At 70.6% G+C, this 25695-nt stretch carries 30 protein-coding genes and 1 riboswitch; of the genes, 13 read left to right on the top strand and 17 right to left on the bottom strand.

The window, feature by feature from the left end:
* A complete protein-coding gene (locus ACWGO0_RS12325) occupies positions 1-918 on the bottom strand; it encodes a LysR family transcriptional regulator (protein ID WP_453532124.1) in 918 nt (305 codons plus the stop codon).
* A 72-nt stretch (positions 919-990) separates the two neighbouring features.
* Here ACWGO0_RS12325 and ACWGO0_RS12320 point away from each other — a divergent pair, with 72 nt between their 5' ends.
* The gene (locus tag ACWGO0_RS12320; RefSeq protein WP_453532121.1) at positions 991-1650 is read left to right on the top strand and encodes a LysE family translocator; all 660 of its coding nucleotides are present in this window, start codon (positions 991-993) and stop codon (positions 1648-1650) included.
* Positions 1651-1692: 42 nt separating this feature from the next.
* On the opposite strand, the gene ACWGO0_RS12315 is transcribed toward ACWGO0_RS12320, so the two are convergent.
* The 3 genes from ACWGO0_RS12315 to ACWGO0_RS12305 all read right to left on the bottom strand — a co-directional run bounded on the left by ACWGO0_RS12315 (position 1693) and on the right by ACWGO0_RS12305 (position 3643).
* On the bottom strand, positions 1693-2163 hold the full coding sequence (locus ACWGO0_RS12315; protein ID WP_453532118.1) for a C40 family peptidase: 471 nt from the start codon (positions 2161-2163) through the stop codon (positions 1693-1695).
* Positions 2164-2166: 3 nt separating this feature from the next.
* Positions 2167-2331, bottom strand: a riboswitch (cyclic di-AMP (ydaO/yuaA leader).
* Between the two features lie 360 nt (positions 2332-2691).
* Positions 2692-3000 carry a hypothetical protein gene (locus ACWGO0_RS12310; RefSeq protein WP_453532115.1) on the bottom strand — a complete coding sequence of 103 codons (309 nt, stop codon included), beginning with the start codon at positions 2998-3000 and terminating at the stop codon, positions 2692-2694.
* A gap of 7 nt (positions 3001-3007) precedes the next feature.
* A complete protein-coding gene (locus tag ACWGO0_RS12305; protein ID WP_453532112.1) occupies positions 3008-3643 on the bottom strand; it encodes an ATP-dependent Clp protease proteolytic subunit in 636 nt (211 codons plus the stop codon).
* A gap of 57 nt (positions 3644-3700) precedes the next feature.
* Here ACWGO0_RS12305 and ACWGO0_RS12300 point away from each other — a divergent pair, with 57 nt between their 5' ends.
* Entirely contained in the window at positions 3701-3985 is a 285-nt protein-coding gene (locus tag ACWGO0_RS12300) for a type II toxin-antitoxin system Phd/YefM family antitoxin (protein WP_453532110.1), read from the top strand.
* An 88-nt stretch (positions 3986-4073) separates the two neighbouring features.
* Here the strand turns inward: ACWGO0_RS12300 and ACWGO0_RS12295 are convergent, their stop codons facing one another.
* Positions 4074-5066: an ABC transporter permease gene (locus ACWGO0_RS12295; protein ID WP_453532107.1), complete on the bottom strand. Its 993-nt coding sequence runs from the start codon at positions 5064-5066 to the stop codon at positions 4074-4076.
* A gap of 123 nt (positions 5067-5189) precedes the next feature.
* Between ACWGO0_RS12295 and ACWGO0_RS12290 the strand changes: the two genes are divergently transcribed.
* The 8 genes from ACWGO0_RS12290 (at position 5190) to ACWGO0_RS12255 (ending at position 12198) form a co-directional block, all read left to right on the top strand.
* Positions 5190-5810 carry a TetR/AcrR family transcriptional regulator gene (locus ACWGO0_RS12290; protein WP_453532104.1) on the top strand — a complete coding sequence of 207 codons (621 nt, stop codon included), beginning with the start codon at positions 5190-5192 and terminating at the stop codon, positions 5808-5810.
* Between the two features lie 137 nt (positions 5811-5947).
* Positions 5948-6250 (top strand): urease subunit gamma, encoded by a 303-nt coding sequence (locus tag ACWGO0_RS12285; protein ID WP_453532101.1) that lies wholly within the window; start codon positions 5948-5950, stop codon positions 6248-6250.
* A 15-nt stretch (positions 6251-6265) separates the two neighbouring features.
* Complete coding sequence (locus ACWGO0_RS12280) at positions 6266-6577, top strand: urease subunit beta (RefSeq protein ID WP_453532098.1); 312 nt, start codon at positions 6266-6268, stop codon at positions 6575-6577.
* The gene (locus tag ACWGO0_RS12275) at positions 6570-8291 is read left to right on the top strand and encodes an urease subunit alpha (RefSeq protein ID WP_453532095.1); all 1722 of its coding nucleotides are present in this window, start codon (positions 6570-6572) and stop codon (positions 8289-8291) included. Before ACWGO0_RS12280 ends, ACWGO0_RS12275 begins: the two co-directional genes overlap by 8 nt.
* A gap of 42 nt (positions 8292-8333) precedes the next feature.
* Positions 8334-8996 (top strand): urease accessory protein UreF, encoded by a 663-nt coding sequence (locus tag ACWGO0_RS12270; protein ID WP_453532092.1) that lies wholly within the window; start codon positions 8334-8336, stop codon positions 8994-8996.
* A gap of 21 nt (positions 8997-9017) precedes the next feature.
* Complete coding sequence (gene ureG / locus ACWGO0_RS12265; RefSeq protein ID WP_453532089.1) at positions 9018-9695, top strand: urease accessory protein UreG; 678 nt, start codon at positions 9018-9020, stop codon at positions 9693-9695.
* Entirely contained in the window at positions 9692-10459 is a 768-nt protein-coding gene (locus ACWGO0_RS12260) for an urease accessory protein UreD (RefSeq protein ID WP_453532086.1), read from the top strand. Before ureG ends, ACWGO0_RS12260 begins: the two co-directional genes overlap by 4 nt.
* A 161-nt stretch (positions 10460-10620) precedes the next feature.
* A complete protein-coding gene (locus ACWGO0_RS12255) occupies positions 10621-12198 on the top strand; it encodes an alpha/beta hydrolase (protein ID WP_453532083.1) in 1578 nt (525 codons plus the stop codon).
* Positions 12199-12266: 68 nt separating this feature from the next.
* On the opposite strand, the gene ACWGO0_RS12250 is transcribed toward ACWGO0_RS12255, so the two are convergent.
* From ACWGO0_RS12250 to ACWGO0_RS12220, 7 genes are all read right to left on the bottom strand, one after another.
* A complete protein-coding gene (locus ACWGO0_RS12250) occupies positions 12267-13313 on the bottom strand; it encodes an NAD-dependent epimerase/dehydratase family protein (RefSeq protein WP_453532080.1) in 1047 nt (348 codons plus the stop codon).
* A gap of 64 nt (positions 13314-13377) precedes the next feature.
* Complete coding sequence (locus ACWGO0_RS12245; protein ID WP_453532078.1) at positions 13378-14088, bottom strand: lysophospholipid acyltransferase family protein; 711 nt, start codon at positions 14086-14088, stop codon at positions 13378-13380.
* A gap of 173 nt (positions 14089-14261) precedes the next feature.
* Positions 14262-14420: a hypothetical protein gene (locus ACWGO0_RS12240; RefSeq protein ID WP_453532075.1), complete on the bottom strand. Its 159-nt coding sequence runs from the start codon at positions 14418-14420 to the stop codon at positions 14262-14264.
* 66 nt (positions 14421-14486) lie between these two features.
* On the bottom strand, positions 14487-15437 hold the full coding sequence (locus tag ACWGO0_RS12235; RefSeq protein ID WP_453532072.1) for a cytochrome c oxidase assembly protein: 951 nt from the start codon (positions 15435-15437) through the stop codon (positions 14487-14489).
* Positions 15438-15547: 110 nt separating this feature from the next.
* Positions 15548-16573: a 6-phosphofructokinase gene (locus ACWGO0_RS12230; RefSeq protein WP_453532070.1), complete on the bottom strand. Its 1026-nt coding sequence runs from the start codon at positions 16571-16573 to the stop codon at positions 15548-15550.
* A gap of 144 nt (positions 16574-16717) precedes the next feature.
* A complete protein-coding gene (locus tag ACWGO0_RS12225; protein WP_453532067.1) occupies positions 16718-17446 on the bottom strand; it encodes a type 1 glutamine amidotransferase in 729 nt (242 codons plus the stop codon).
* Between the two features lie 34 nt (positions 17447-17480).
* Positions 17481-18719, bottom strand: a complete 1239-nt coding sequence (locus tag ACWGO0_RS12220) for a MurT ligase domain-containing protein (RefSeq protein ID WP_453532065.1) — start codon at positions 18717-18719, stop codon at positions 17481-17483.
* Positions 18720-18833: 114 nt separating this feature from the next.
* Here ACWGO0_RS12220 and def point away from each other — a divergent pair, with 114 nt between their 5' ends.
* Positions 18834-19379, top strand: a complete 546-nt coding sequence (gene def / locus ACWGO0_RS12215) for a peptide deformylase (protein ID WP_453532062.1) — start codon at positions 18834-18836, stop codon at positions 19377-19379.
* A 6-nt stretch (positions 19380-19385) separates the two neighbouring features.
* Here the strand turns inward: def and ACWGO0_RS12210 are convergent, their stop codons facing one another.
* The gene (locus tag ACWGO0_RS12210) at positions 19386-20036 is read right to left on the bottom strand and encodes a TetR family transcriptional regulator (protein ID WP_453532059.1); all 651 of its coding nucleotides are present in this window, start codon (positions 20034-20036) and stop codon (positions 19386-19388) included.
* Between the two features lie 171 nt (positions 20037-20207).
* Here ACWGO0_RS12210 and ACWGO0_RS12205 point away from each other — a divergent pair, with 171 nt between their 5' ends.
* Entirely contained in the window at positions 20208-21437 is a 1230-nt protein-coding gene (locus tag ACWGO0_RS12205) for an acyl-CoA dehydrogenase family protein (protein WP_453532056.1), read from the top strand.
* Positions 21438-21492: 55 nt separating this feature from the next.
* Here ACWGO0_RS12205 and ACWGO0_RS12200 read toward each other — a convergent pair whose 3' ends face one another.
* The 4 genes from ACWGO0_RS12200 to ACWGO0_RS12185 are packed head-to-tail and all read right to left on the bottom strand — an operon-like array spanning position 21493 to position 24163.
* Positions 21493-21981 carry a glutathione peroxidase gene (locus ACWGO0_RS12200; protein WP_453532053.1) on the bottom strand — a complete coding sequence of 163 codons (489 nt, stop codon included), beginning with the start codon at positions 21979-21981 and terminating at the stop codon, positions 21493-21495.
* Between the two features lie 33 nt (positions 21982-22014).
* Positions 22015-22560: a GNAT family N-acetyltransferase gene (locus ACWGO0_RS12195; protein WP_453532050.1), complete on the bottom strand. Its 546-nt coding sequence runs from the start codon at positions 22558-22560 to the stop codon at positions 22015-22017.
* Between the two features lie 57 nt (positions 22561-22617).
* Positions 22618-23199 carry a helix-turn-helix domain-containing protein gene (locus tag ACWGO0_RS12190; protein WP_453532047.1) on the bottom strand — a complete coding sequence of 194 codons (582 nt, stop codon included), beginning with the start codon at positions 23197-23199 and terminating at the stop codon, positions 22618-22620.
* 49 nt (positions 23200-23248) lie between these two features.
* A complete protein-coding gene (locus tag ACWGO0_RS12185; RefSeq protein WP_453532044.1) occupies positions 23249-24163 on the bottom strand; it encodes a LysR family transcriptional regulator in 915 nt (304 codons plus the stop codon).
* A 216-nt stretch (positions 24164-24379) separates the two neighbouring features.
* On the opposite strand from ACWGO0_RS12185, the gene phnA reads away from it, so the two are divergent.
* The gene (gene phnA / locus ACWGO0_RS12180) at positions 24380-25636 is read left to right on the top strand and encodes a phosphonoacetate hydrolase (protein WP_453532041.1); all 1257 of its coding nucleotides are present in this window, start codon (positions 24380-24382) and stop codon (positions 25634-25636) included.
* The last annotated feature ends 59 nt before the right edge of the window (positions 25637-25695 follow it).

The following is a 25695-nucleotide window of genomic DNA, read 5'->3' as shown; positions in this document are numbered from 1 at the left end:
TCAGCCGACCGTGGCCGCACGGCCGAAACCACTGCGCAGCAGCGCCGTGAGCGTCGCGGCTGCCGCGGTCGAGCGGTCACCGCGGTGCACCACCGAAATGGTCCGCCGGAAGGCGGCCGGGTCGAGCCGCCGCACGGCCAGCGGCGCCTGCGACATCGCGGCGACCATCTCCGGCACGACGGCCGCCCCGAGCCCCGCGCTGACCAGAGCGCACACCAGCCCGTAGCCCGGGGACTCGCACACCACGGCCGGCGTCGCCCCCGCGTCGGCCAGGGCGCTCTCCACGCCGCGCCGGGGCGGATGCGTCGGCGCGCTGCTGATCAGCGGCCGGCCTGCGAGCTCGGTCACCGGCAGCCGCCCCGTGCCCTCCGACAGGATCTGCCCGACGGCGGTGATGAGGACCAGTTCCTCGACCAGCAGCGGCTCGACGACAACACCCGCGGGCAGTGGATCGGCGACCGCCGGCTCGTACGCGTGCGTCAACGCGAGGTCCACCTCGCCCGAGGCCACGGCGGCGACCCCGCCCGGCGGCTCGAAATCGGTGACGGTCAGCTCTACATCCGGGTGGGCCCGCCGGAAGGCGCTCAGAACCGGCGGCAGCAGATGGATGCCCGCCGTCGTGAAGGTGGCGACCCTCAGCCGCCCGCCGGACAGCCCGGCCAGCCGCGCCAGCTCGTGGCGGGCCTGGTCCATCTCGTCCAGGACCCGCCTGGCCCGCCCCGCCAGCAGCTCACCGGCCGCCGTCAGCCGTGCGCCACGATGGTGGCGTACCAGCAGCACGGCCCCGGCCTCCCGCTCCAGTTTGGCCAGCTGCTGGGAGAGCGCGGGGGCCGTGTAGCCCAGTCGGGTCGCCGCGCGCGTGATCGAACCTGCCTCGGCGACCGCCACCAGCGCCGCGAGGCGCGTCGGGTCGTACATTAAGCGTTCCTTTTGGCAGACCCAGAAGATTGCAAGTACATGCTAAAGGCCCCACCGGTCCATGGTGTACCCATGGACGCACAACTGCTGGCCTTCACCGGAGTCGCCGCGGGCATGGTCGCGCTGCCGGGCGCCGACTTCACCGTCGTCGTACGCAATGCCCTGGCCTCGCGCCGCGCAGGGGTGGCCGCGGCGCTCGGAGTCGCCGGGGGCCTGCTGGTGCACACCGCGCTCGCCGTGGCGGGCCTCGCCGCCGTGCTGGTGACGATGCCCGTGCTCTTCCGCACCGTCCAGCTGCTCGGCGGCGCGTACGTGCTCTACCTCGGACTGAGCGCGCTGTACGCGATACGGCGGCGCCCGGCGACGGCCGGGACGGACCATGACACGGCGCCGGGACAGGACACCGAACAGGGGCAGGCGCCCGAAGTGCTCGGGCGGTCGCTGCGGCAGGGGTTCCTGACCAACGCCCTGAACCCCAAGGCGCCCGTGCTCTTCCTCAGCCTGCTGCCCCAGTTCGTACCGGACGGCCAGGCGCCCCTGCCGAGAACGCTGCTGCTCGCGGCCGTCGTCGTGCTGCTCGCGCTCGTGTGGTTCCCGGCCGTGGCCCTGCTCGTGGACCGGCTCGGCCGGTGGCTGCGCCGGCCGCGTACCGCCAGGGCGATCGAGGGCGGCAGCGGCGCGGCACTCACCGCGCTGGGGCTCGTGCTGGTGGGCGGGCCCCTGCTGCACTAGGGCCTCTCCGGCGGATCAGGGCCCAGGCAGCGGGGGCGCCGGTCAGCGCACCCGGCCGTACCAGACGCTCTTGGACCAGATCCGTTCCAGGCGCACGACGGACCCGGACTTCGGGGAGTGCCAGATCCGCCCGTGGCCGGCGTAGATGCCCACGTGGTAGACGCTGCGGCCCGCATGGAAGAAGACCAGATCGCCGCGCTGTCGCTGCGACGAGGAGATGTGCCGGGTCTTGTTGTACTGCTGCTGCGCCGTGCGGGGGAGCTTCTTGCCCACCCTCTTGAACGAGTACAGCGTCAGCCCCGAACAGTCGAACCTTCGGGGGCCCACGGCTCCGTACTTGTACGGAGAACCCTTCTTGGAGGCGGCGATCTTCAGCGCCTTCGTCGCATGGGTGGCGGCCTCGGCATCGTTCACGATGCCCGGCGCCAGCATGGTGGTGCCGATGGCGAGGGTGAGTACCGAGGCCGTACCGGCCCGGGCGAGAAGTGACGGGACATGAACCTGCGCAGACATGCGCAACCCTTCGTCAGCCGCCTGTGAAGGATGACCTGTCGGGTTCGGGCTGGCGAAGTTGCCCGGCCGCACTTGGCGGCTTCACCCCGAGGGACGGCCGGTCACCCGGTCGACCCGTTGTGCTCGGGTCCTCCACTCCTGCCGATCCACTCCTGTCGACCAGTCATCCGGACGGCGGCAGGACTCGGCGTCCGCCCGGACCGCCCCGCCGCGGTGGCGGGGGCTTGTCGTCCCAGGGATCTTGACTCACCGACTGCCGGATTTCCGAGCTGAAACGGTGTTATGTGAGGCTCGTCACGACTGATCCATTCGGGTGGACAGGGCGGATTTGGTTCAGGAGCGCGGCCGGCCGACCGGCCTCGTACCAGCGGCGGAGCGCTGGATTCCGCTCACAGTCCACGCGTATTGCGCAAATTGAGCCGTCCCCCGGGAGGGGGACGGCCTACGCCGAACGAGCGAGGAAATTCGGTCCGGGCATCGGGCGTGTCGGGGAGTCGCGCCGGAAAGGTGAGCCGGGGAAGCGGTTGATCAACTCGTGCCGACGGGGGGCACGGTGACCCGCTCCGCGCGCCGCTCCCCGTCGAGCACCCGCAACGCCCGCGCCAGGGTGCCCGTGTGGATCTGCGTCTCGCCCCGCTCGTGCATCGAGACGAGGGCGTCGCGCAGCGCTCCGGCCCGGGAGGCCAGCGCCTGCGCGGCCCGGAGTGCGCTGTAGGTGTCGCTGCCGCGTGCCGGGTTGATCCTGCCCAGTTGGTCGAGCACTTCCAGATAGCAGTCGATGAACTCCCCCTCGGCACGGGTCAGTGCGGGGAGCGGCGGGAACTCCGGTGACAGCATCAGCGGTTCACCTCGCGGTGTGCGGCGGCTGGGACGGGCTGCGGTTCTCCATGACGTGGTCCACCACCCCGTACGCCTTGGCGGCCGCGGCGTCGAGGATCGTGTCCCGCTCGATGTCGGCGGTCACTTGCTCGGCGGACCGGCCGGTGTGCCGGACCAGCATTCCCGTGAGCATCTCGCGCACACGCATCAACTCGCGTGCCTCGATCTCCAGATCGGATGGCTGGCCCCGCACGGCTTCGGGCAGAGCGGGCTGCTGAATGACTACCCGGGCACCGGGCAGGGCATGTCGCCGGCCCGGTGCCCCGGCCGCGAGCAGTACGGCGGCGGAGGAGCCGGCCTGGCCGAGACAGAAGGTCTCCACCTCGCAGGTGAGGAACTGCATCGTGTCGTAGATCGCGGCCATGGCGGTGAACGAGCCGCCGGGGGAGTTGATGTACAGCGAGATGGGCCGGTCCGGGTCCGCGTACTCCAGGTACATGAACTGAGCGATGAGGTCGGTCGTCGCGGTGTCGTCCACGGGTGTGCCCAGGAAGATGATCCGCTCGGAGAGCAGCTTCGAGTACGGGTCGAGGGTCCGGGTTCCGGTCGCGGTGCGCTCGTGGAACTCCGGCAGTACGTAACGGGCGGCGGGGCGGATCATGGCTCGGTCCTCCTTGTAAAAAATGTACAGGACGTACACAAGGTTATGATGGGGACTATGGCCTACGAGATTCCGGTGACGCAAGCCCGGGCGGAGCTCGCCGAACTGATCAACCGCGTCGTCTACGGCGGCGAACGCGTGGTCGTGACGCGGCACGGCAAGCCGCTCGTCGCGCTCGTTTCCGCCGCTGACCTGCAGCGACTTGAGGACGAGGAGGCGGCGCCCGAGGAGCAGGTGATCCGCTCGGTGTCCTCCATCCACTCCGTGACGTCCGCTCCGGGCGAACGGCGCAGCTTCGGTATCGCCGCCGAGCACCGCGGTCACCACAACCGGGACGACTGACCCCCGTACGCATACGCGCGAAAAAGGCCGTGCACCCCCGTCCGCTAAGGAGGGGATGCACGGCGGGGATGCACGGCGGTTCGAGGGCTCAGCGGGCCAGGGCGTTTTCCCGGGTTTCGGCTGCCGGACTCGGCGGGGTGGCCTCGGCCCTGCGCCGGCCGCCGAGCGTCACGACGGCCAGGCCGGCCGCTGCCCACAGCGCGAGCGTCCAAGCCGCGCCGCCGGCCGCACTGCCGTCGAAGAAGCCGACCGACCGCAGCAGTGTTCCGCCCGCGCCCGGCGGCAGCCACTGGCCGATCATGCCGACCGGCTCGGGAAGCATTTCGGGTGCGCTGGTGACACCCGAGAAGGAGTTGCCGAACAGCACCATCACCAGTGCGCCCAGGCCGATGCCCTTCGGTCCGAGGAGCCTGGCGAGCCCGGCCACGGTCGCGCCGATGGCCAGCACGGTCAGCGCGAGGGCGCCTGCCTCGGTCCACCAGTCACCGGCCAGCACTCCGAGCCAGCTGTGCGCGATCGCTGCGGCGGTGATGCCGACCAGCGCCGCGGCGCCGGTCAGCGCGACAGCGGCGCGTGCTCCGCGCAGCCCCATCATGGTCACGACGGCTCCCGATGCGACTCCCGCGAGTGCCAGCGGCAGGGCGCTCGCGCCGAGGGCGCTGCCGCGCGGATCACTGTCGGGGGCCTTCACGACATCGGTGACCGGGACCTCGGTGCCCGCGGGCGCCGATGCGGCGACGGCCTCGCGCAGCAGGTTCGCTACGACGGGGCCGGCCGCGGTGGCGGTGAGCAGCTGGGGGCCGGTGGGGGTGGCGACGACGGCGCCGTATACGACCCGGTCCTCGATGGCGGCGCGGGCGTCGGCCTCGTCGTCGTAACGGTGGATCTCGAAGGCGCCGTCGTTCTGTTCGAGCCGGGTCTCCAGCTGAGCTGCCGCGGGTGCGGCGCCGGCGACGCCGACGGGGAGGTCGCGCGGAGCGATTCGCGCGGCGGGCCAGGCGAAGGCCCACAGGGCGAGGGCCACCACTACGGGGATCAGGACGATCACCGCCACCATGCGGCGGTTCTGGGTGACGGACATGGGAGGGGCCTCGATTCCAGGAGGGGCGAATTTAAGAGAATGAGCGTTCGTTTTGAATAGAGCACCACTGTCGCCCCGGCGGGGGAGCTTGTCAAGAAGGAACGTTCGTTTTAAGTTTGTGTCATGGCTCGTGTATCCCAGGAACACCTCGACGCCCGCCGCCGGCAGATCGTCGCCGGCGCGGCGCGCTGCTTCGCCCGCAACGGCTTCCACGGCACCTCGATGCAGGACGTGCTCAAGGAGGTCGGCCTGTCCGCCGGAGCGGTCTACCGCTACTTCAGCGGCAAGGAGGACCTGATCGCGGCCATCACCGACGAGGCGTTCCGGGTGATTCGCGGAGCCTTCGAGGAGGCCGCCCGAACCACCCCGCCGCCCACTCCCGATCTGCTCCTCGGCAGGGTCATCGGCGGGCTGTTCGCGGGAGAGCTGTACGGCTTGGAGCGCAGGGGCTTCGCCTCGCTGATCGTGCAGGTCTGGGCCGAGACCATGCGCAACGAACGCCTGGCGGCCATGCTCGACGAGGGGTACACCGGAATGCGCGCCATCTGGGTGACACTCGTCGAGGCCTACCGCGAAGCCGGCATCCTGCACTCCGATGTGCCCGCCGACGACATCGCCCGCACGCTGATCGCCACCGCCCAGGGGTTCATCGCCCAAGAGGCGCTCTTCGGGGGCGTGAAGCCCCAGGCGCCGGAGAACGGCCTGCGGGGCCTGATGTCCATGGATGTGCAAAGGGCCAGTTAACGCGCCGGAAAAACTTCCGCCCTAACGTGCAATACCTCGCCGCAGGACCTGTCCGGAAGATCAACAAGTCGTTGAAGCCGGATAAGGTCCCGCTGCGTCCAGGGCAGGTACTGGGCGGAAGACAAAGAGGTGGAAGCGTGCAACTGACCCCGCACGAGCAGGAACGCCTGCTCATCCATGTGGCCGCCGACGTGGCGGAGAAGCGCCGGGCACGCGGGCTGCTGCTCAATCACCCGGAAGCCGTCGCCCTGATCACCGCGCACCTGCTGGAAGGCGCGCGCGACGGCCGTACGGTCTCCGAACTGATGGCGTCCGGACGCAAGTTGCTCACCCGTGACGACGTCATGGAGGGCATCCCCGAGATGATCCACGACGTCCAGGTCGAGGCCACCTTCCTGGACGGCACCAAGCTCGTCACCGTCCATGACCCGATCGTCTGACGGGGGCGCGCCGCGATGATTCCCGGAGAGATCCTGTACGGGGACGGGCCCGTGCCGCTCAACGAGGGCCGTGCCGTCACCCGTATCGCCGTCCTCAACGCCGCCGACAGGCCCGTCCAGGTCGGCTCGCACTACCACTTCGCCGAGGCCAATCCCGGCCTGGACTTCGACCGCGCCGCGGCCCACGGGCAGCGGCTCAACATCGCCGCCGGCACCGCCGTCCGCTTCGAGCCCGGCATCCCGGTCGACGTCGAACTCGTCCCGCTCGCAGGTCTGCGCATCGTCCACGGGCTGCGCGGCGAAACCGGAGGTGCCCTCGATGGCTGAGCTCCACCGCGCGGTCTACGCCGACCTGTTCGGCCCCACCACCGGCGACCGCATCCGGCTGGCCGACACCGATCTGTTCGCCGAGATCGAGGAGGACCGCTCCGGCGGCCCCGGAATCGCCGGTGACGAAGCCGTGTTCGGCGGCGGAAAAGTGATCCGCGAGTCGATGGGGCAGGCGTGCACCAGCCGCGCCGAAGGCGCCCCCGACACGGTGATCACCGGCGCCGTCGTCATCGACCACTGGGGCATCGTCAAGGCCGACATCGGCATCCGGGACGGCCGGATCACCGGCATCGGCAAGGCCGGCAACCCCGACACCATGGACGGGGTGCACCCCGATCTGGTCATCGGTCCCGAAACCGAGATCATCGCGGGCAACGGCAAGGTGCTGACGGCGGGCGCCGTCGACGCGCACGTCCACTTCATCTCGCCGACCATCGTCGACCAGGCGCTGTCCTCCGGTGTCACCACGCTCGTGGGCGGCGGCACGGGACCGGCCGAAGGCACCAAGGCGACCACCGTCACCCCCGGGTCCTGGCACCTTGCCCGGATGTTCGAGTCGCTGGAGGCCTACCCGGTCAACATCGGGCTCCTCGGCAAGGGGAACACGATGTCCGGCGACGCGATGCGCGCCCAACTCCGCGGCGGAGCACTCGGGTTCAAGATCCATGAGGACTGGGGTGCCACGCCCGCCGTCATCGACGCCTGCCTGAAGGTGTGCGAGGAGAGCGGCGCCCAGCTCGCCATCCACACGGACACCCTCAACGAGGCCGGCTTCGTCGGCGACACCCTCGCCGCCATCGCCGGGCGCACGATCCACGCCTACCACACCGAAGGTGCGGGCGGCGGGCACGCTCCCGACATCATCACCGTGGTCTCGGAGCCGTACATCCTGCCGAGCTCCACCAACCCGACCCGGCCGCACACCGTCAACACCATCGAGGAACACCTCGACATGCTGATGGTCTGTCACCACCTCAATCCGGCCGTGCCGGAGGACCTGGCCTTCGCCGAGTCGCGTATCCGGCCCTCGACGATCGCGGCCGAGGACATCCTCCACGACCTCGGGGCGATCTCGATCATCTCCTCCGACGCCCAGGCGATGGGCCGCGTCGGCGAAGTGATCATGCGCACCTGGCAGACGGCGCACGTGATGAAGAGGCGGCGCGGCGCGCTGCCGGGCGACGGGCGGGCCGACAACCACCGCATCCGTCGCTATGTCGCCAAATACACGATCAACCCGGCGGTGGCCCAGGGCCTGGACCGGGAGATCGGCTCCGTCGAGACGGGCAAGCTCGCCGACCTCGTGCTCTGGGACCCGGCGTTCTTCGGTGTCAAACCGCAGACCGTCATCAAGGGCGGCCAGATCGCGTACGCCCAGATGGGCGACGCCAATGCCTCCATCCCCACCCCGCAACCGGTCATGCCCCGGCCCATGTTCGGCGCGCACGGCCGCGCACCCGCAGCCAACTCGTTCAACTTCGTGTCGGGCGTCGCCATCGAGGACGGCCTGCCGGAACGCCTCGGCCTCGGCAAACGGTTCGTGCCGATCACCAGCACCCGCGGAGTCACCAAGGCGGACATGCGCGAGAACGACGCGCTGCCCCGGGTCGAGGTCGACCCCGACAGCTTCGCCGTCACCATCGACGGTGAACCGGTCGTACCCGCACCGGCCGCCGAACTCCCGCTGGCCCAGCGCTACTTCCTCTTCTGACTGCTCTGACCTGCTCTGACTGTTCTGAACGGACGTCACTCCATGACGCGCGCAGCGCTGCTCGTCCTCGCCGACGGCCGGTTCCCCGCCGGTGGTCACGCCCACTCCGGTGGAGCCGAACCGGCCGTCAAGGCAGGACGTATCCGTAACGCCGACGACCTCGCCGCATTCTGCCGTGGCCGCCTCCACACCACGGGACTCACCTCCGCCGCGCTCGCCGCGGCGGCCACCCACGGCCTCGACCCGCTCGCGCTCGACGAGGCCGCCGACGCCCGTACCCCCTCACCCGCCCTGCGGGCCGTCGCGCGCAAGCTCGGCCGCCAGCTGATGCGGGCCGCCACGGCCACCTGGCCCAGCCCCGAGCTGGCCGCGCTCGCCGCCGCCCGGCCACGCGGCGCCCACCAGCCCGTGGTCCTCGGCCTCACCGCCCGGTCCGCGGGACTCGAACCCGAGGACGCCGCGCACTGCGTCGCGTACGAGACCGTCAGCGGACCGGCCGGCGCGGTCGTCCGGCTGCTCTCCCTCGACCCCTTCGAGGCCACCGCCGTCCTCGCCCGCCTCGCCCCCGAGCTCGACCGGGTCGCAGCCCAGGCAGCCGCCGCGGCCCGCCAGGGCATCGACGCACTGCCCGCCGCCTCGGCGCCCCTGCTCGACATCACCGCCGAAGCGCACGCCGCCTGGCCGGTCCGCCTCTTCGCCTCGTAACCGCACATCAGGAGCCGCCCCATGCACCTCGACCACATCCACGAAGGACCGGCCGCCGTGAGCGCCGACGCCGCACGGCCCGACGGCACCCGCCGCGCCCTGCGCATCGGGCTCGGCGGCCCGGTCGGCTCCGGCAAGACCGCTACCGTCGCCGCCCTCTGCCGCACCCTGCGCGACCAGCTGTCCATCGCCGTCGTCACCAACGACATCTACACCCGCGAGGACGCGGCCTTCCTGCTCCGCAACGCCGTCCTGCCGCCCGAGCGCATCCAGGCCGTCGAGACCGGCGCCTGCCCGCACACCGCGATCCGCGACGACATCTCCGCCAACCTCGAAGCCGTCGAGGACCTGGAGGACGCGGTGGGTCCGCTCGACCTCATCCTGGTCGAGTCCGGCGGCGACAACCTCACCGCCACGTTCTCCAGGGGACTCGTCGACGCACAGGTCTTCGTCATCGATGTGGCGGGCGGCGACGACATCCCCCGCAAGGGCGGCCCCGGTGTCACCACCGCCGACCTCCTCGTCGTCAACAAGACCGACCTCGCCCCGTACGTCGGCTCCGATCTCGGCCGGATGGCCCGCGACGCCGCCGAGCAGCGCGGCGAACTGCCCGTCGTCTTCACCTCCCTGACGTCCGGCGAAGGCGTCGCACCCGTCGCCGACTGGGTGCGCGCACAGCTCGCCGCCTGGACCGCATGAGCGTCCAGGCCACGGCCCGCATCACCGCCGTCCCGGACGGCCGGGGCGCCACCTCGCTCCCCGTGCTGGAGAGCAGCGGACCGCTCGCCCTGCGCCGCACCCGGTCCCCCCACGCCCCGTACGCCCGCGTCACCGTCGTCGGCGCCATGACCGCGCCGCTCGGCGGCGACCGCCTCGCCGTCGAGGCGGACGTCCGGGACGGGGCGCGGCTGACCGTCGACTCGGCGGCTGCCACGGTCGCCCTGCCCGGAGCATCGCCGGAGGCCGGACCCGCGACCTACGACGTACGGCTGACCGTGGGGGAGGGGGCCGAGCTGCGCTGGCTCCCGGAACAGCTCGTCTCCGCGTACGGCAGCGAGCTGCGCATGACCACCCGGGTCGAACTGGCCGCCTCGGCACGCCTGGTGCTGCGCGAGGAACAGATCCTCGGCCGGCACGGCGAGACCACCGGAACCCTCACCACCCGCCTCACCGTGCACCGCGCCGGCCGGCCGCTGCTGGACCAGCAACTCGCCTACGGGCCGGGAGCACCCGGCGGCTGGGACGGTGCCGCGGTGCTCGGCGGACACCGGGCTGTCGGGCAACTGCTGATCGTCGAACCGGGCTTCGAGGACAAGATCCCCGAAGCCCGGCTTATCGGACCGGCCGCCGTACTCACCCCGCTCGCCGGTCCCGCCCTGCTGGTGACCGCCGTCGCCGCCGACGCGCGGCTGCTCCGCGGAGTGCTGGACGACGCCCTGAGCGAGCTGAGCGGCAGCGGCTGAGGGGGAGTTCGCTCAGCGGGACCGGGGTCACCGGTTATTGGTTCGGTAAAGAAACACGTGTACGCCCTGTTCTCAGGAACCCCACAGGCGAAAGGATCTGCGAGAAGTCCCGATGAACTGCGCCGCCACCGGCGGCGCATCGGATATGGGGGAGGTTCCACTTGAGACGCACAGCAGTGCTCGGTTCGGCCGGCGCTCTGATCGCGGGCACGCTCATAGCGGGCGCGATAGCCGCACCGGCGGCCAGCGCCGACGGGCGTCAGCAGGGCGGCTCCGAGGCGTACGGCGTCAAGCTCGCCGCCGCACGGGCCGCGCAGGCCGGTATCGACTGGCAGGACTGTCCCGCGGACTGGGCGCTCTCCAAGCCCATCCAGTGCGGCTGGGTGACCGTCCCGCTCGACTACGCCAAGCCCAACGGCAAGAAGATCAAGCTGGCCGTGGACCGGGCGGTAGCCACGGGAACGGCGGCGGAGCGCCAAGGCGCACTCGTCTACAACCCTGGCGGCCCCGGCGGTTCGGGGCTCAGGTTCCCGAACCGGGTCGTCACGAAGAACCCGCTCTGGGTGAAGACCTCGAAGGCGTACGACTTCGTCGGCTTCGACCCGCGCGGTGTAGGCCACTCGGCGCCGATCTCCTGCGTCGACCCGCAGGAGTTCGTCAAGGCCCCGAAGGCCGACCCGGTCCCCGACAGCGAGGCGGACAAGAGGGCCCAGCGCAAGCTGGCCGCCGAGTACGCCGACGGCTGCGCGGAGCGCAGCGGCGACATGCTGCCGCACATGACCACGCCCAACACCGCTCGCGACCTGGACGTCATCCGCGCCGCGCTCGGTGAGAAGAAGCTCAACTTCCTGGGCGTCTCCTACGGCACGTACCTGGGCGCCGTCTACGGCACGCTCTTCCCGACGCATGTGCGCCGCATGGTCGTCGACAGCGTGGTCAACCCGTCGAAGGACAGCATCTGGTACGAGGCCAACCTCAACCAGGACATCGCCTTCCAGATGCGCTGGAACGACTGGAAGGCGTGGGTCGCCAAGAACGACGCCGTCTACCACATCGGTGACACCCCGGAGAAGGTCGAGCAGGCGTGGCTGGAGCTGCGCGCCGCGGCCAAGAAGGACCCGATCGGTGGAGTCGTCGGCCCCGCCGAGCTCATCGGCTTCTTCCAGAGCGCTCCGTACTACGACTCCAGCTGGGCGCCCGTCGCCCGGGTCTGGAGCGCCTACCGGGGCGGCGACACCCAGGCACTGGTCGACGCCGCGGGCCCCGACATGTCGGACCTCGCGGGCAACGCGTCCGCGGAGAACGGCAACGCCGTGTACACGGCCGTCGAGTGCGCGGACGCCAAGTGGCCCACGAACTGGCAGCGGTGGGACCGGGACAACACCCGGCTCCACAAGGACTACCCGTTCATGACCTGGGCCAACGCCTGGATGAACCTGCCCTGTTCGACGTGGTCCGCCAAGCAGCAGACCCCGCTGGAGGTCAAGACCGGCAAGGGTCTGCCGACCGTGCTGATCGTGCAGGCCACGCGTGACGCCGCCACCCCGTACGAGGGCGCCGTCGAGCTGCACAAGCGCTTCAAGGGCTCGCGTCTCATCACCGAGAAGGACGCCGGTTCGCACGGCGTCACGGGCGTGCTCAACCCCTGCGTCAACGAGCGGGTGGACACCTACCTGCTCACCGGGGAGACCGACCGGCACGACGTGACGTGCGCCCCGCACGCCACACCGAAGCCGTAAGCACATCCGTTACGGGCAAGGGGCGGCCGGATACCCATCCGGCCGCCCCTTCGCTCTGTCCCGGTGCCTCACAGGCCGCGGTCGTACGCCTCCAGCCAGGCGTCCTCCGCCGCGTAGTCGAAGATGTCGCCGTAGTTCCGGGCCATCTTCGGGAACGCGTCCGTCCAGTCCCGGCCGCCCAGCTGCTCGGCGAGCCACGCCACGGTCGCCGGCAGGGATTCCGCGTAGCCGGTCACCGGCCGGTAGCCGAGCTCCCGCTCCGCCGCCGCCATGTCGTACACGATGGAGTGCGGGGCGCTCCACGGGGTCTCGCCTACGCCGCCCGGGGCCGGGGCGCCCGGCAGCAGCACGGTCTCGGCCTTTCTGCCGAGCACCTCGTCGACGGCCGTCCCGATCTCCGCGACCGTCGGGGCCTCGGGGTCCGCCGCGTTCAGCACACGGGCACCGGGGCGCAGTGCGGCGAGCCGGACCAGCTCGGCCACGTTGGACACATGGACGGGATGGAAGCGGCTGGCGCCCCCGTAGGCGAGCACCCGGCGCTCCCGGCCGTCCAGGGCACGCTTCACGAAGTACAGCTCGCGCGGAGTGCGGCAGAACGGCCCGTGGACGGCTCCGGCCCGCAGCAGCGTCACCGGGAGGGATTCCGCGGCGGCCAGCAGATCGCGCTCCAGGCGGATCTTGCGCGTCCCGTACGTCGCGTCGCCCGGTGCCACGGTGGCGAGCGACTCCGGGATCGGAAGCGGGTACCGTGGGCTGCCGTCCGGCCGGTCCTGGGTGTCGAAGCTGCGTCCCTGATCGTCCTCGTACACCGCGCCGCTGGAGATGACCACCGCCGAGCCGATCCGGTCCGCGAGACCCGTCAGCTGCCGGGCGTGGGCCCCGTCGTACGCCACCATGTCGACCAGGACGTCGCAGCCCTCGCCCAGCGCCGCCGCGAGTGCCCCGTCCTCGTCCCGGTCGAGGCGGACGCCGCGCACCCCGTCCGCCCAGGTGCCGTCCCTGCCGCCGCCGTGCGAGGCCGCGGTCACCTCCCAGCCGTCCTCGACGAGGGCCGTGACGGTGACCCGCCCGATCTGTCCTGTCGCGCCGAGCACGAATGCGTTTCCTCTGCTCATGGGGGAGACGCTAGGGGGCGGGCTCTCACCTGGCCATGAACCTTCGCTGAGCGCAGATTCGCGGTCAGCGTCGCAGGCGCGGGAACTTCTTCGGCTGCTCGGCCTCCGCGGCCTTCACCTTGGCCGCGTACTCGTCGACGTACTCCTGGCCCGACAGCCCGAGGATCGCGTACATGATCTCGTCGGTGACGGCACGGATCGCCGCCTTCTGGTCCTCCATACCGGCGTACCGGGAGAACTCCAGCGGCTCACCGAAGCGGATCGTGACCTGCTTGATCCGGGGGACGACCTTGCCGGGCGGCTGGATCTCGAACGTGCCGACCATCGCGCACGGGACCACCGGCACCCCGGCCTTGATCGCCATCACCGCGACCCCGACCTTGCCCTTGTACAGCCGCCCGTCGTGCGAGCGGGTGCCCTCCGGGTAGATCCCCAGCAGCTCGTCCTTGGCCAGTACCCCGAGCCCCTCGCGGATCGCGGCCTGGCCTGCGTTCTTGCCGGAACGGTCCACCGGGATCTGCCCCGCGCTGCGGAAGAAGGCGGCGGTCAGCCGGCCCTTGACACCGGGCCCGGTGAAGTACTCCGCCTTCGCGAGAAAGGTGATGCGCCGCTTGATGATCGCGGGCATCAGGAAGTGGTCGGAGAACGACAGATGGTTCCCGGCGACGATGGCAGCCCCGTCGTCGGGAACGTGTTCCAGACCCTCGATCCGCGGCCGGAACAACAGGCGCAACACCGGCCCCAGCACAACGTATTTCAGGACGTAATAGAACACGGAGGGTGCACCTCGCTCTGCCGGTCGGCTCAGGGCTGTGTCGTGCCAGGTCATCGTGGTGCCGGGGAAACCGTCAGTCTAGGTGGCCCGTCGCGAGGGCGGGACCGTACTGATCAGTCACCACGCCGGTGCCAGGCTTCGACCCGGTGCCCGCGCCGCTCCGCCGGAGCGGGTCAGTTCTCCTGTGTGGCCGCCGTTCCCAGCGTCGCCAGGCCCAGCACGACCCAGCCGAACCAGAGCCAGCCGTTGCTGCCCAGCGCCACCGTGTATGCCGTGATGGCAACCAGTGTCCCGAGGGTGAGCACTCCCATGGTCTTCACGGATCCGGACATGCGCGCACGCTCCTCACCGGCCGCGCGGCCGTTGAGCCCATGGTCGCCCCGGGAGTGCGCTCCGCGCTACTGTCCGCGCGCCTGCAAAGAGGCGAGATACGCGTTGTACGCCGCGAGCTCCTTGTCGCCGTCCCGGTCGGCAGCGCGGTCCGAGCGCTTCGCCGTGCGCTGCTCGGAGCGGTACCACTGGAACACCAGTGCGACCAGCACGAGCACCGAGGGGATCTCGCTGAACGCCCAGGCGATACCGCCCGCCCAGTTCTGGTCACTCAGCGCGTCGATGCCGAGCGAGGCCGGGGGATTCTCGTACGTCTTCACCATCGGCTGGCTCGCCATCATCAGCGCGATCCCGAAGAACGCGTGGAACGGCATGCCCGCGAAGAGCTCCAGCATCCGCATCACATAGCCGGGCCGGTGCGGACCCGGGTCGATCCCCATGATCGGCCAGAAGAAGATCAGGCCCACGGCGAGGAAGTGCAGCATCATCGCCAGATGGCCGGGCGTCGATCCCATCAGGAAGTCGAAGATCGGGGTGAAGTAGAGCGCGTACAGACTGGCGATGAAGAGCGGGATCGTGAACGCCGGATGCGTAATGATCTTCAGATAGCGGCTGTGCAGCAGCATGAGGAGCACTTCGCGCGGCCCGGTCCTGCCCCGTCCCGCGACCGGCAGTGCCCGCAGCGTCAGCGTCACCGGCGCGCCGAGCAGCAGCAGGATCGGCGACACCATGCTGATCACCATGTGCTGCACCATGTGCACGCTGAACATGACCATGCCGTAGTCGTTCAGCCTGGTGCACATCACCAGGGCGATCGACAGCACGCCGAGGACGAAGAAGACGGTCCGGTTGACCGGCCAGCCGTCACCGCGCCTGCGCAGCCGCAGCACGGCGTAGCCGTACAGCGCGAGCGCCAGGACGCAGCCGGCCAGGAAGAACGGGTCCGCGGAGAATGCCAGCCCGCGTCCCAGCGTGAACGGCGGCAGATCCATGTTCATGCCGTGCCCGCTGTGGTCCATCTGTTCACTCCCGCTGGGGACGTCCCCGATTCGTGCCGCTTGTCCGGGTCCAGAGTAGAACTGCCCCCGGCCGCAGCTGCGGCCGGGGGCAGTTCGTCACCACGAGCGGGTCAGAGCACGCACTCGGCCTCGGCGTAACGCTCCGCCGGAACCGTCTTCAGGGTCTCCACGGCCGCCGCCAGCGGAACCATCATGATGTCCGTGCCGCGCAGCGCCGTCATCATGCCGAACTCGCCGCGGTGCGCCGCCTCCACCGCGTGCCAGCCGAAGCGGGTCGCGAGGACCCGGTCGTACGCGGTCGGGGTGCCGCCGCGCTGGACATGGCCGAGGATCACCGGGCGGGCCTCCTTGCCGAGGCGGTGCTCCAGCTCGATGGAGAGCTGCGTGGCCACTCCGGCGAACCGCTCGTGCCCGTAGATGTCCTTGGTGCCCTGGGCGAACTCCATGGAGCCCGCCCGCGGCTTCGCGCCCTCGGCGACCACGACGATCGCGAACTTCTTGCCGGCCGAGAAACGCTGCCCGACGAGCGTGGTCAGCTCGTCGATGTCGAAGGGGCGCTCCGGGACGACGATGGCGTGCGCACCGGCCGCCATGCCCGAGTGCAGGGCGATCCAGCCGGTGTGCCGGCCCATGACCTCGACGATCAGCACGCGCTGGTGCGACTCGGCCGTGGTCTTCAGCCGGTCCAGCGCCTCGGTGGCGACACCGACGGCGGTGTCGAAACCGAAGGTCACGTCGGTGGAGGCGATGTCGTTGTCGATGGTCTTCGGTACACCGACGATCGGCAGACCAGCCTCGGAGAGCAGATTGGCCGCCTTCAGCGTGCCCTCGCCGCCGATCGGGATGATCGCGTCGAGGCCGAGCTCGGCGACATGGCCCCTGGCCTTCTCCACACCGTCACGCAGATGGGCCGGCTGGACGCGGGACGAGCCGAGGATCGTGCCGCCGCGGGCGAGGATGCCGCCGACCGCGTCGAGGTCGAGCTTGCGGTAGTCGCACTCGAGAAGGCCCCTCCAGCCGTCGTGGAAGCCGATGACCTCGTCGCCGTGGTCCACCACCGCGCGGTGCACGACGGAACGGATGACGGCATTGAGGCCGGGGCAGTCGCCGCCGGAGGTGAGCACACCAATTCGCATTGCCCGGGAAACCTTTGCAACGTGGGGCCGACGACCGGACCACGTCGTCCGGTTTGATCCCCGCCACCCTACCGGCGCAGGGTGGCGGGACCGAACCGGGCGTCCGCCTGCTGGACTCCGCTCAGTTGAGCCGAAACGGCCTCATCAGGCGGGCTGCGTCGCAGCGGCGATGCGCTCGGAGCGCAGCGCCTCGTACCAGCGGTCGTCGGTGGGCGGCAGAGCGTTCACGTCGAGCGCCAGCTTCAGCAGCAGATCCGCGATCAGCGGGTTGCGTGCCATCACGGGGCCGTGCATGTACGTACCGAACACCGTGTCGTTGTACGCGCCTTCGGTGCCGTCCCCGGTCCCGTTGCCCCGGCCGAACTGCACCCGGGCGAACGGCCGTGCCGACGGGCCGAGATGGGTGACGCCCTGGTGGTTCTCGAAACCGGTCAGGGGCGGCAGACCCAGGTTCGGGTCGATGTCCGCGAGTACGTCGCCGACGCACCGCGCACCCTCGCCGCGCGTGGAGACCACGTCGAGCAGACCGAGACCCGGCTCGCGCTCCCCGAGGTCGTTGATGAACTCGTGCCCCAGGATCTGGTAGCCCGCGCACACCGAGAAGATGATCGCGCCATTCGACGCGGCCCGGCTCAGACCGCCGTCACGGCGCAGCCGCTCGGCGGCGAGCCGCTGCGGCCGGTCCTCACCCCCGCCGATCAGGTAGATGTCACCGGAGGTGGGAATCGGCTGGTCGCTGCGCACGTCGACGCGCTGCACGTCGAGACCGCGCTGCCGGGCCCGGCGCTCCACCACGAGGGCGTTGCCCTGGTCGCCGTAGGTGCTGAGGAGGTCGGGGTAGACCCACACCAGCCGCAGGCTGTTGTTGCTCATGCTTCGTCCTCTCCGGAGGGGGCCGGGGCCGGGGTCAGTTGCCGACACGACGGCGCAGATCCTGGAAGGCGGTGTAGTTGGCAATGACCTCGATACGGCCGGGCGGCGCCAGCTGGACGGCCTCGTCCAGCGTCTCGCAGACCCGGAAGTCGAGACCGGCCACCTCGAGGCGGACCGCGAGGTCCAGCTTGCGGTCACCGAGCACGAAGATCGGGTGGCCGTACAGCTGGGTGTAGTCGACGTCCCAGAGCCAGGAGGTGTCCGTGCCGTCCGCGCCACGGGCATTGACGGAGAGGATCACCGGCGTGGGCGGCGGGTCGATCAGGGAAAACGTTTCGAGCCAGCCCGCCGGGTTCTTCGCCAGCAGGAGCCGCAGCTCACGGCCGAGGAAGGTGACGACGTCGTAGCGGCCCGCCACGGCCTGCACCTGGTACATGCGCTCCAGGGCGACCTGCGGCGGCACACCGAAGACGGCGGCGACCGCGGCCGAACTGGTGGCGTTCGCCTTGTTCGCGCGCCCCGGCAGCTGGAGGTGGATCGGCCAGGCCGAGCCGTGCGGGTCGAGGACGTAGTCGCCGTTCAGCGCCCAGCTCGGGGCGGGGCGGCGGAAACCGCACTCGCCGCAGAACCAGTCGTCGCCGGGGCGCTGCATCACGCCACCGCACGCGGGGCACGACCAGGCGTCGTCCTTCCAGGCCTGTCCTGCCGCCACCCACACCACATTGGGGGAGGAGGAAGCGGCCCAGACGATCAGCGGGTCGTCGGCGTTGGCCACGATCACGGCCTTCGAGCCGGACAGGCCCTCACGCCACTTCTCGGCCAGCATCCGGGTCTCCGCGGCGCGGTCGAGCTGGTCGCGCGAGAGGTTCAGCAGCGCGATCACCTTGGGCGTCGTGTCGCGGGCGACCCCTGCGAGGTACTTCTCGTCGACCTCGATCACGCCGTACTTCGCGTCGGAGCCACCGGCCAGCGCGGAGGTGATCCCCGCCGGCATGTTGGCACCGAGCGCGTTCGACACGACGGGGCCAGCGGCCCCCAGTGCCTCCGCGATCAGCCTGGTGGTGGTCGTCTTGCCGTTCGTCGCCGACACGAGGATCACGTCCAGGTGCTGCGCCAGCCGCCCCAGCAGGTCGGGGTCGAGCTTGAGCGCCACCCGGCCGCCGATCACCGATCCGCTGCCGCGCCCCGCAGCGCGCGACACCGCCGCCGCGGCCTTGCCCGCCGTCACGGCGAGCTTGGCCCGCGGCGACAACGGCTCCGTGTTGCCTGCCATCGTCCTAGATCCTCCTTGCATCGGTCCGCGCCCAGCCTATCGATGTCCGGTGCCACGACCGCACCGCGGCACCACGGGAAGGCGCGGGCCGCGGCGGAACGTACGCTTGCCGCCATGCGAAACCGCCCGATCCCCGGCAGTTCCGGACTCATTCGCGCCATGAGTCTCTTCGGCGACCCCGTCCTCCACAGCCCCTGCGAGGACGTCACCGACTTCGGTCCTGCCCTCGGCCGACTGGTCGAGGACATGTTCGCCACGATGTACGCGGCGCAGGGTGTCGGGCTCGCCGCGAATCAGATCGGCGTTCCGCTGAAGGTGTTCGTGTACGACTGCCCGGATGACGATGATGTTCGTCACCTGGGACATCTGGTCAATCCGAAACTCGTCGAGGTGGACGGCATCACCGTACGCGGACCGGAAGGGTGCCTTTCACTTCCGGGTCTCGAGGCGGGCACCGAACGCTTCGACCACGCCGTCGTCGAAGGGGTGGACGTCGACGGCGTACCCGTCCGGATCACCGGCACCGGCTGGTTCGCCCGGTGCCTCCAGCACGAGTGCGATCACCTCGATGGCACCGTCTACACGGACCGGCTCACCGGACTGCGCCGCACCAGGGCGCTGCGCGCGGCCCGGCGGGCGCCATGGGGGCAGACCGGCTGAGCGCGGTCAGAATCCGGGCGCGCCCGGCCGGTCGCCGGCCTCGGCGAGCCTGCCCCAGAGCAGATCGGCGAGGCTGCGCACCAACTGGGCGCGGGAGCACGGGCGGTCGCCCAGCCACCAGTCGCCCGCCGCGTGCATCATGCCGACGATTCCGTGACCCCAGATGCGGGCCATCTGGTCGTGGTCCGGACCGAGATCGACCCGTTCGGCGATCACCTTGCCCAGTTCCTCGCCGAGCCGGCGCAGCAGCGGGGCCGAGTGCCGGCCGACGTCGAAGCCCTGCTCGGGCGAGGGGGCCGCGTCGTCGGACGGGTGCATCAGGAAGCGGTAGACCTGGGGGCGTGCCTCGATCGCCGCGAGATAGGTGTCGAGCGTCGCCTCGACCCTTTCCCGGCGGTCGGCGGGGGCGTCGAGTGCCGCGCGCAGGGCACTCAGCAGGGCGTCGGTGTGGCGTTTGGCGAGCGCGCGGTAGAGCCCGCCCTTGTCGCCGAAGTGCCGGTAGAGGATGGGCTTGGTGATCCCGGCCTCCGCGGCGATCGCGTTCATCGACGCCTTGGGTCCGTCCCTGAGCACCACTCGGTCCGCGGCCTCGAGCAGTTCGCGGCGGCGGCGCTCGGCCGCGCTCCGCTGACGCTCGGCGCCTCGTGCGGTCTCCATGTCGTGTCTCCCCACCCCTGGCCATGCCTTTTGTTCACGCCTGCGCAACGTAACACCCTGCCCAGTGGTGACGTGGATCGGAGTTCTGGCGGTTGACAGTACCTACTTGCCGGTAACAGACTGCAGTTACCGCAAGTAACGTACGTTTTTCAGCAGTGCATGGAGGGGAATATGGCCGAGTTCACGCTCGATCTCAACGAGGACCAGAAGCAGGTCCGTGACTGGCTCCACGGCTTCGCGGCGGATGTCATCCGGCCGGCGGCTTCGGAGTGGGACGAGCGTGAGGAGACTCCCTGGCCCGTCATCCAGGAGGCCGCCAAGGTCGGCATCTACTCCCTGGACTTCTACGCCCAGCAGTTCTTCGACCCCACGGGCCTCGGCATCCCGATGGCCATGGAGGAGCTCTTCTGGGGCGACGCGGGCATCGCCCTGTCCATCGTCGGTACGGGCCTGGCGGCCGTGGGCGTCCTCGCGAACGGCACCGAGGAGCAGATCGGCACCTGGATTCCGCAGATGTACGGCGACGCGAACGACGTGAAGGTCGCCGCCTTCTGCTCGTCCGAGCCGGACGCGGGTTCCGACGTGGGCGCGATGCGCACCCGCGCGGTCTACGACGAGGCCAAGGACGAATGGGTCCTCAACGGTACGAAGACCTGGGCGACCAACGGAGGGATCGCCAACGTCCACGTCGTCGTCGCGGTCGTCGACGCGGAGCTCGGCTCCAAGGGGCACGCCTCGTTCATCGTGCCGCCGGACACCGCCGGACTTTCCCAGGGACAGAAGTTCAAGAAGCACGGCATCCGTGCCTCGCACACCGCCGAGGTCGTCCTCGAGGACGTGCGGGTGCCGGGCAGCTGCCTGCTGGGCGGCAAGGAGAAGCTCGACGAGCGAATGGCCCGCGCCCGTGAGAGGGCCAGGTCCGGCGGTGGTGAGAGGGTCAAGAACGCCGCGATGGCCACCTTCGAGGCGTCCCGCCCCGCCGTCGGCGCCATGGCCGTCGGCACGGCCCGCGCCGCGTACGAGGTCGCGCTCGACTACGCGAAGACCCGTACGCAGTTCGGCCGCCCGATCATCGACAACCAGGGCATCGCCTTCCAGCTCGCCGACATGCGTACGCAGATCGACGCGGCCCGGCTGCTGGTCTGGCGCGCCTCCTGGATGGCGACCACGGGCAAGCCGTTCGACTCGGCGGAGGGCTCGATGTCGAAGCTCTACGCGAGCGAGACGGCCAAGAAGGTCACCGCACAGGCCATCCAGATTCTCGGCGGCAACGGCTTCACCCGTGAGTACCCGGTGGAGCGGATGCACCGGGACGCCGCGATCTACACCATCTTCGAGGGCACCAGCGAGATCCAGCGCCTCGTGATCGCGCGCACGCTCTCGGGCATGCCGATCCGCTAGCGCGTCGTCCGAGCGCCGGACGGGCTCGGCCCTCAAGCCCGTCCGGCCCGGTGCGTCAGGCCGGCAGCTGGGCCTCGATGGCCGCGATGACCTCGGTGGCCTCCGGCTCGGTGCGGGGACGGATGCGGGCGACCGGCTCGCCCGCCGGGGAGATCAGGAACTTCTCGAAGTTCCACTGGACGTCACCGGCCGCGCCGTCCGCGTCCGCGAGCTTCGTCAGCTCCGTGTACAGCGGGTGCCGGGCGTCACCGTTGACGTCGAGCTTCGCCAGGAGCGGGAAGCTGACGCCGTACGTGGCGGAGCAGAAGCTCTGGATCTCCTCGGCACTGCCCGGCTCCTGGCCCGCGAACTGGTTGCAGGGGACACCGAGGACGGTGAAGCCGCGGTCGCCGTACTGCTTCTGGAGCCGCTCCAGGCCCTCGTACTGCGGGGTCAGTCCGCACTTGGAGGCCACGTTCACCACCAGGATCGCCTTGCCCTGGTGGGCTGCCAGCGTGGTGGGCTCGCCGGTGAGCGTGTGGAGCGGGATGTCGTACAGCGTCATGGAGCTACTCCTCGGTGGGGTGGCGTTCTGTCTTCATTGTGCTGCCCGGGACGCCTCGGGCGAACCCGGTGTCCTGTAGTAGAAGGTGGTCGGCCTGAGCTCGCCCGCAGGGTTGCCCGCGTAATCCGGAATGGACCCGCACTCCGTCCAGCCCGCCGAGCGGTAGAGCTGTTCGGCGGGGCTGCCCGACTCGGTGTCCAGGATCAGCAGGGTCACACCCGACCTGGCCGCCGCCTCTTCCGCGGCGGCGAGCAGACGCCGGCCGAGTCCCTGTCCCCGGGCCGAGGGGCGGACCATCAGCTTCGCCACCTCCGCACGGTGGCGGGCGTTCGGGAGGGGCGCCCGGTGCAGGCCGATGGTGCCCGCCACCCGTTCCCCGTCGCGGGCGAGCCACACCAGATGGTGGCCCGCATCGACGGACGCGGCCCGCTCGCGCCACCATGCGGCGGCCTCGGCGCGGTCGAGCGGAGCGAGGAAGCCCACCGAGGACCCGCCGTTGACGGTCTCCACCAGGAGGGCCGCCAACTCATCGGCGTACGTGACCAGTTCGGGGCCGGTCACGGGGACGATCTCGGTCATGTCGCGGGTGCCTTTCTGGGGCGGGGCGGGGCGGAGTGGGGGCGGAGTGGGGCAGGGTCAGGGGAGGACGATCAGCAGGGCGTAACGGACCGCGTCGGGACCCGGGCAGTGGAAGCGGGAGGGGCCGCGCAGCCGGAAGCGCAGACAGTCGCCGGTGCGCACCGTGTGGACGCTTCCCTGCACGGTGATCTCCAGCGTGCCCTCCAGGACCCAGAGGTGCTGTTCCAGGCCGGGCACGGGCGGATCCTCGTACGAGACGACGGCCCCCGCGTCGAGCCTGCCCTCGATCACCTCGCCGCGCAGTCCGGCGTGCGGCGGGGAGACCGAGCGGCGGACGAAGCCCGAGACCTCGTCGCGCCACACGGGCTGCCGTTCGGCGGGCACCAGCAGCGGAGGCTCCGTCTCCACCTCCATCAGCAGGCGCGACATGGTCCGTTCGTACACCGTGCACAGCCGCCCCAGCAGTGCGGCGGTCGGGCTCAGCTCGCCGCGCTCCAGGCGCGACAGCGTCGAGCGGCTCACCCCGCTGCGCCGGGACAGCGCGTCGAGCGACCAGCCGTGCTCGGTGCGCAGCTCGCCCAGCCGGGCGGCCAGGCGGGCATCGACCGAGCCGGGTTCCGGGATCTCGCTCTCTCTCACATCGGAGAGGATATCCCGAATGTGGGACGCCGGGCGTCGGGGCGGCGCGTCAGCGGGCAGGCAGCTCGCTTGGCCAGCTGCCGATCGCGCGCAGTACGCCCATGAACGCCCGCTCGGCCGGGGACAGCAGCCGGTCCCTGCGCCGCACCAGATTGACCGGGCGCGAGCGCGGCCGGGGACTCACATCGAGCACGGCAAGCGACCCCGCCCGTACGTCGTCGACCACCGCGTGCTCGGAGATCAGCGAGAGACCGAGGTCCGCCGCCACGCACTGCTTGACCGCCTCCGGCCCCCAGATGTCGCTGCGGGACACCTCCGTCAGCCCCCACTCCGCGAGAACGGACTCCTGGAGCTCGCGGGTCTGCGAACCGGGCTCACGCAACAGGAAGCGGGAAGCGGCGAGCGCCGCGGGCTCGACCTCACGGGCCCCGGCCAGCGGATGGGACGGCGCGGCGACCAGGACCAGCCGTTCGTCGAGGACGGTCTCCATGACCAGTTGCGCCGCCGTGGGGGTGCCCGCGACAACGGCGACCCCGATGCCTCCGCCCAGCAGCCGTTCGAGCACGGCCTCGTTGTTGCCGACGAAGATGTCGCACTCGATGCCCGGGTGCTGCTCGGCGAACCGGGCGATCAGGGGCGGCAGCAGATAGGTGCCCACCGTGGTCGTGCCGCCCACCAGCAACCGCCCCGAGGTGAGACCGCTGACCTGCTGGACGGCGGCCACCGCCTCGTCGGCCAGCAGGAAGACCCGCTTGCCGTACTCGGCGAGGACCTCGCCCTCGGCCGTGGGCCGGATCCGGGCGCCGGAACGGTCGATGAGGGTGACGCGCAGGGACTGTTCCAGCCGGCGCACCTGGTTGGAGACCGAGGGCTGACTCATGTAGAGGCGTTGAGCCGCCGCGGAGAATCCGTGGTGCTCGACCACCTGCATGAAGATCCACAGCCGGTGCAGGTTGAGTTCCACGCGCCTCCTGACGTTGATCGACAATCGACCGCGCGGTGAGCGTATCCGCGATCGGCGCTGCTGGGGAGGGGTGCGGACGGGCGATCACGAGGTGCGTACGGCTATGGGCGCTATAGCGATTCCGGAGGTTCTGCACCGGCGGTGACGGGTGCTACCCATGAAATACGGAGCGGGAGTTGCCGCTCCGAGACTTCGACCTCAGGGGTGGATCCGTACATGAAGGAATCTGTTGCCGAGCAGCTCGACGTGAACGGCCGCACCTACGCCTGGCCCGCACGACCCGTCGTCGTGGTCTGCATCGACGGCAGCGAGGACGCCTACCACGAGCGTGCCGTCGCCGACGGCCGCATGCCCTTCCTGGAACGCATGCTGGAACGGGGCAGCGACCTGCGGGCCGACTGCACCATGCCGTCCTTCACCAACCCCAACAACCTCTCGATCGCCACGGGCGTGCCGCCGGCCGTCCACGGGATCTGCGGCAACTACTTCTACGACACCGAATCCGGCACCGAGATCATGATGAACGACCCGGCGCTGCTCAGGGTGCCGACGCTCTTCGCGGCGTTCTCGGCGGCCGGCGCCAGGGTCGCGGTCATCACCGCCAAGGACAAGCTCCGCCGACTGCTCGGCCGCGATCTGGTCGACGGCGTGTGCTTCTCTGCCGAGAAGGCCGACCAGGTCACCGAGGAGGAGAACGGCATCAGCAAGGTGCTGGAACGGGTGGGGCGCGAACTGCCTTCCGTCTACAGCGCCGAACTCAGCGAGCTGGTCATGGCAGCCGGTACCGACGTACTGGAGAACGACAGGCCGGACCTGATGTACCTCTCCCTGACCGACTACATCCAGCACAAGCACGCCCCCGGGTCACCGGTCGCCAACGACTTCTACGCCATGCTCGACGGGTACTTCGAGCGGATCGACGCCCTCGGCGCGATCCTCGTCGTCACGGCCGACCACGGCATGAACGCCAAGAGCGACGCCGACGGGGTGGCCAACGTCGTCTTCCTCCAGGACTGGCTGGACGTCCGGCTCGGGGACGCCGCGGCCCGCGTCATCCTGCCCATCACCGACCCGTACACCGTCCACCACGGGGCGCTCGGCTCGTACGCCACCGTCCATCTGCCCGCGGGAGCCGACGAGGCCGCACTCGTCGCCGGACTCGACGGACTCGACGGTGTGCAGACGGTGCTGACGCGCTCCCAGGCGTGCGAGCGCTTCGAGCTGCCCGCCGACCGCATCGGTGACCTCGTGGTCATCGCCGAACGCAACACGGCGCTCGGCACCACCCCGGCCCGGCACGACATCTCGGGGTTCAAGGAACCCCTGCGCTCCCACGGCGGCCTGACCGAACAGCGGGTCCCGTTCCTGGTCAACGCCCCGACCGGGCAACTGCCCGAGGGACACCGGCTGCGGAACTTCGACGCCTACTGGGTCGGCCACGCGCTGGCCGCCGGACGCCCCCTGACCGACTGAACCGGAACCACTCCGAAAGGCCCACCCCACAGACCCGGCCCCGGCGCGCTGCCGAGGCG

The sequence above is a fragment of the Streptomyces sp. NPDC055749 genome (assembly GCF_053617235.1).
Note: the sequence above shows the minus strand (reverse complement) of the source record. Positions and strands in the feature narration are given on the sequence as shown.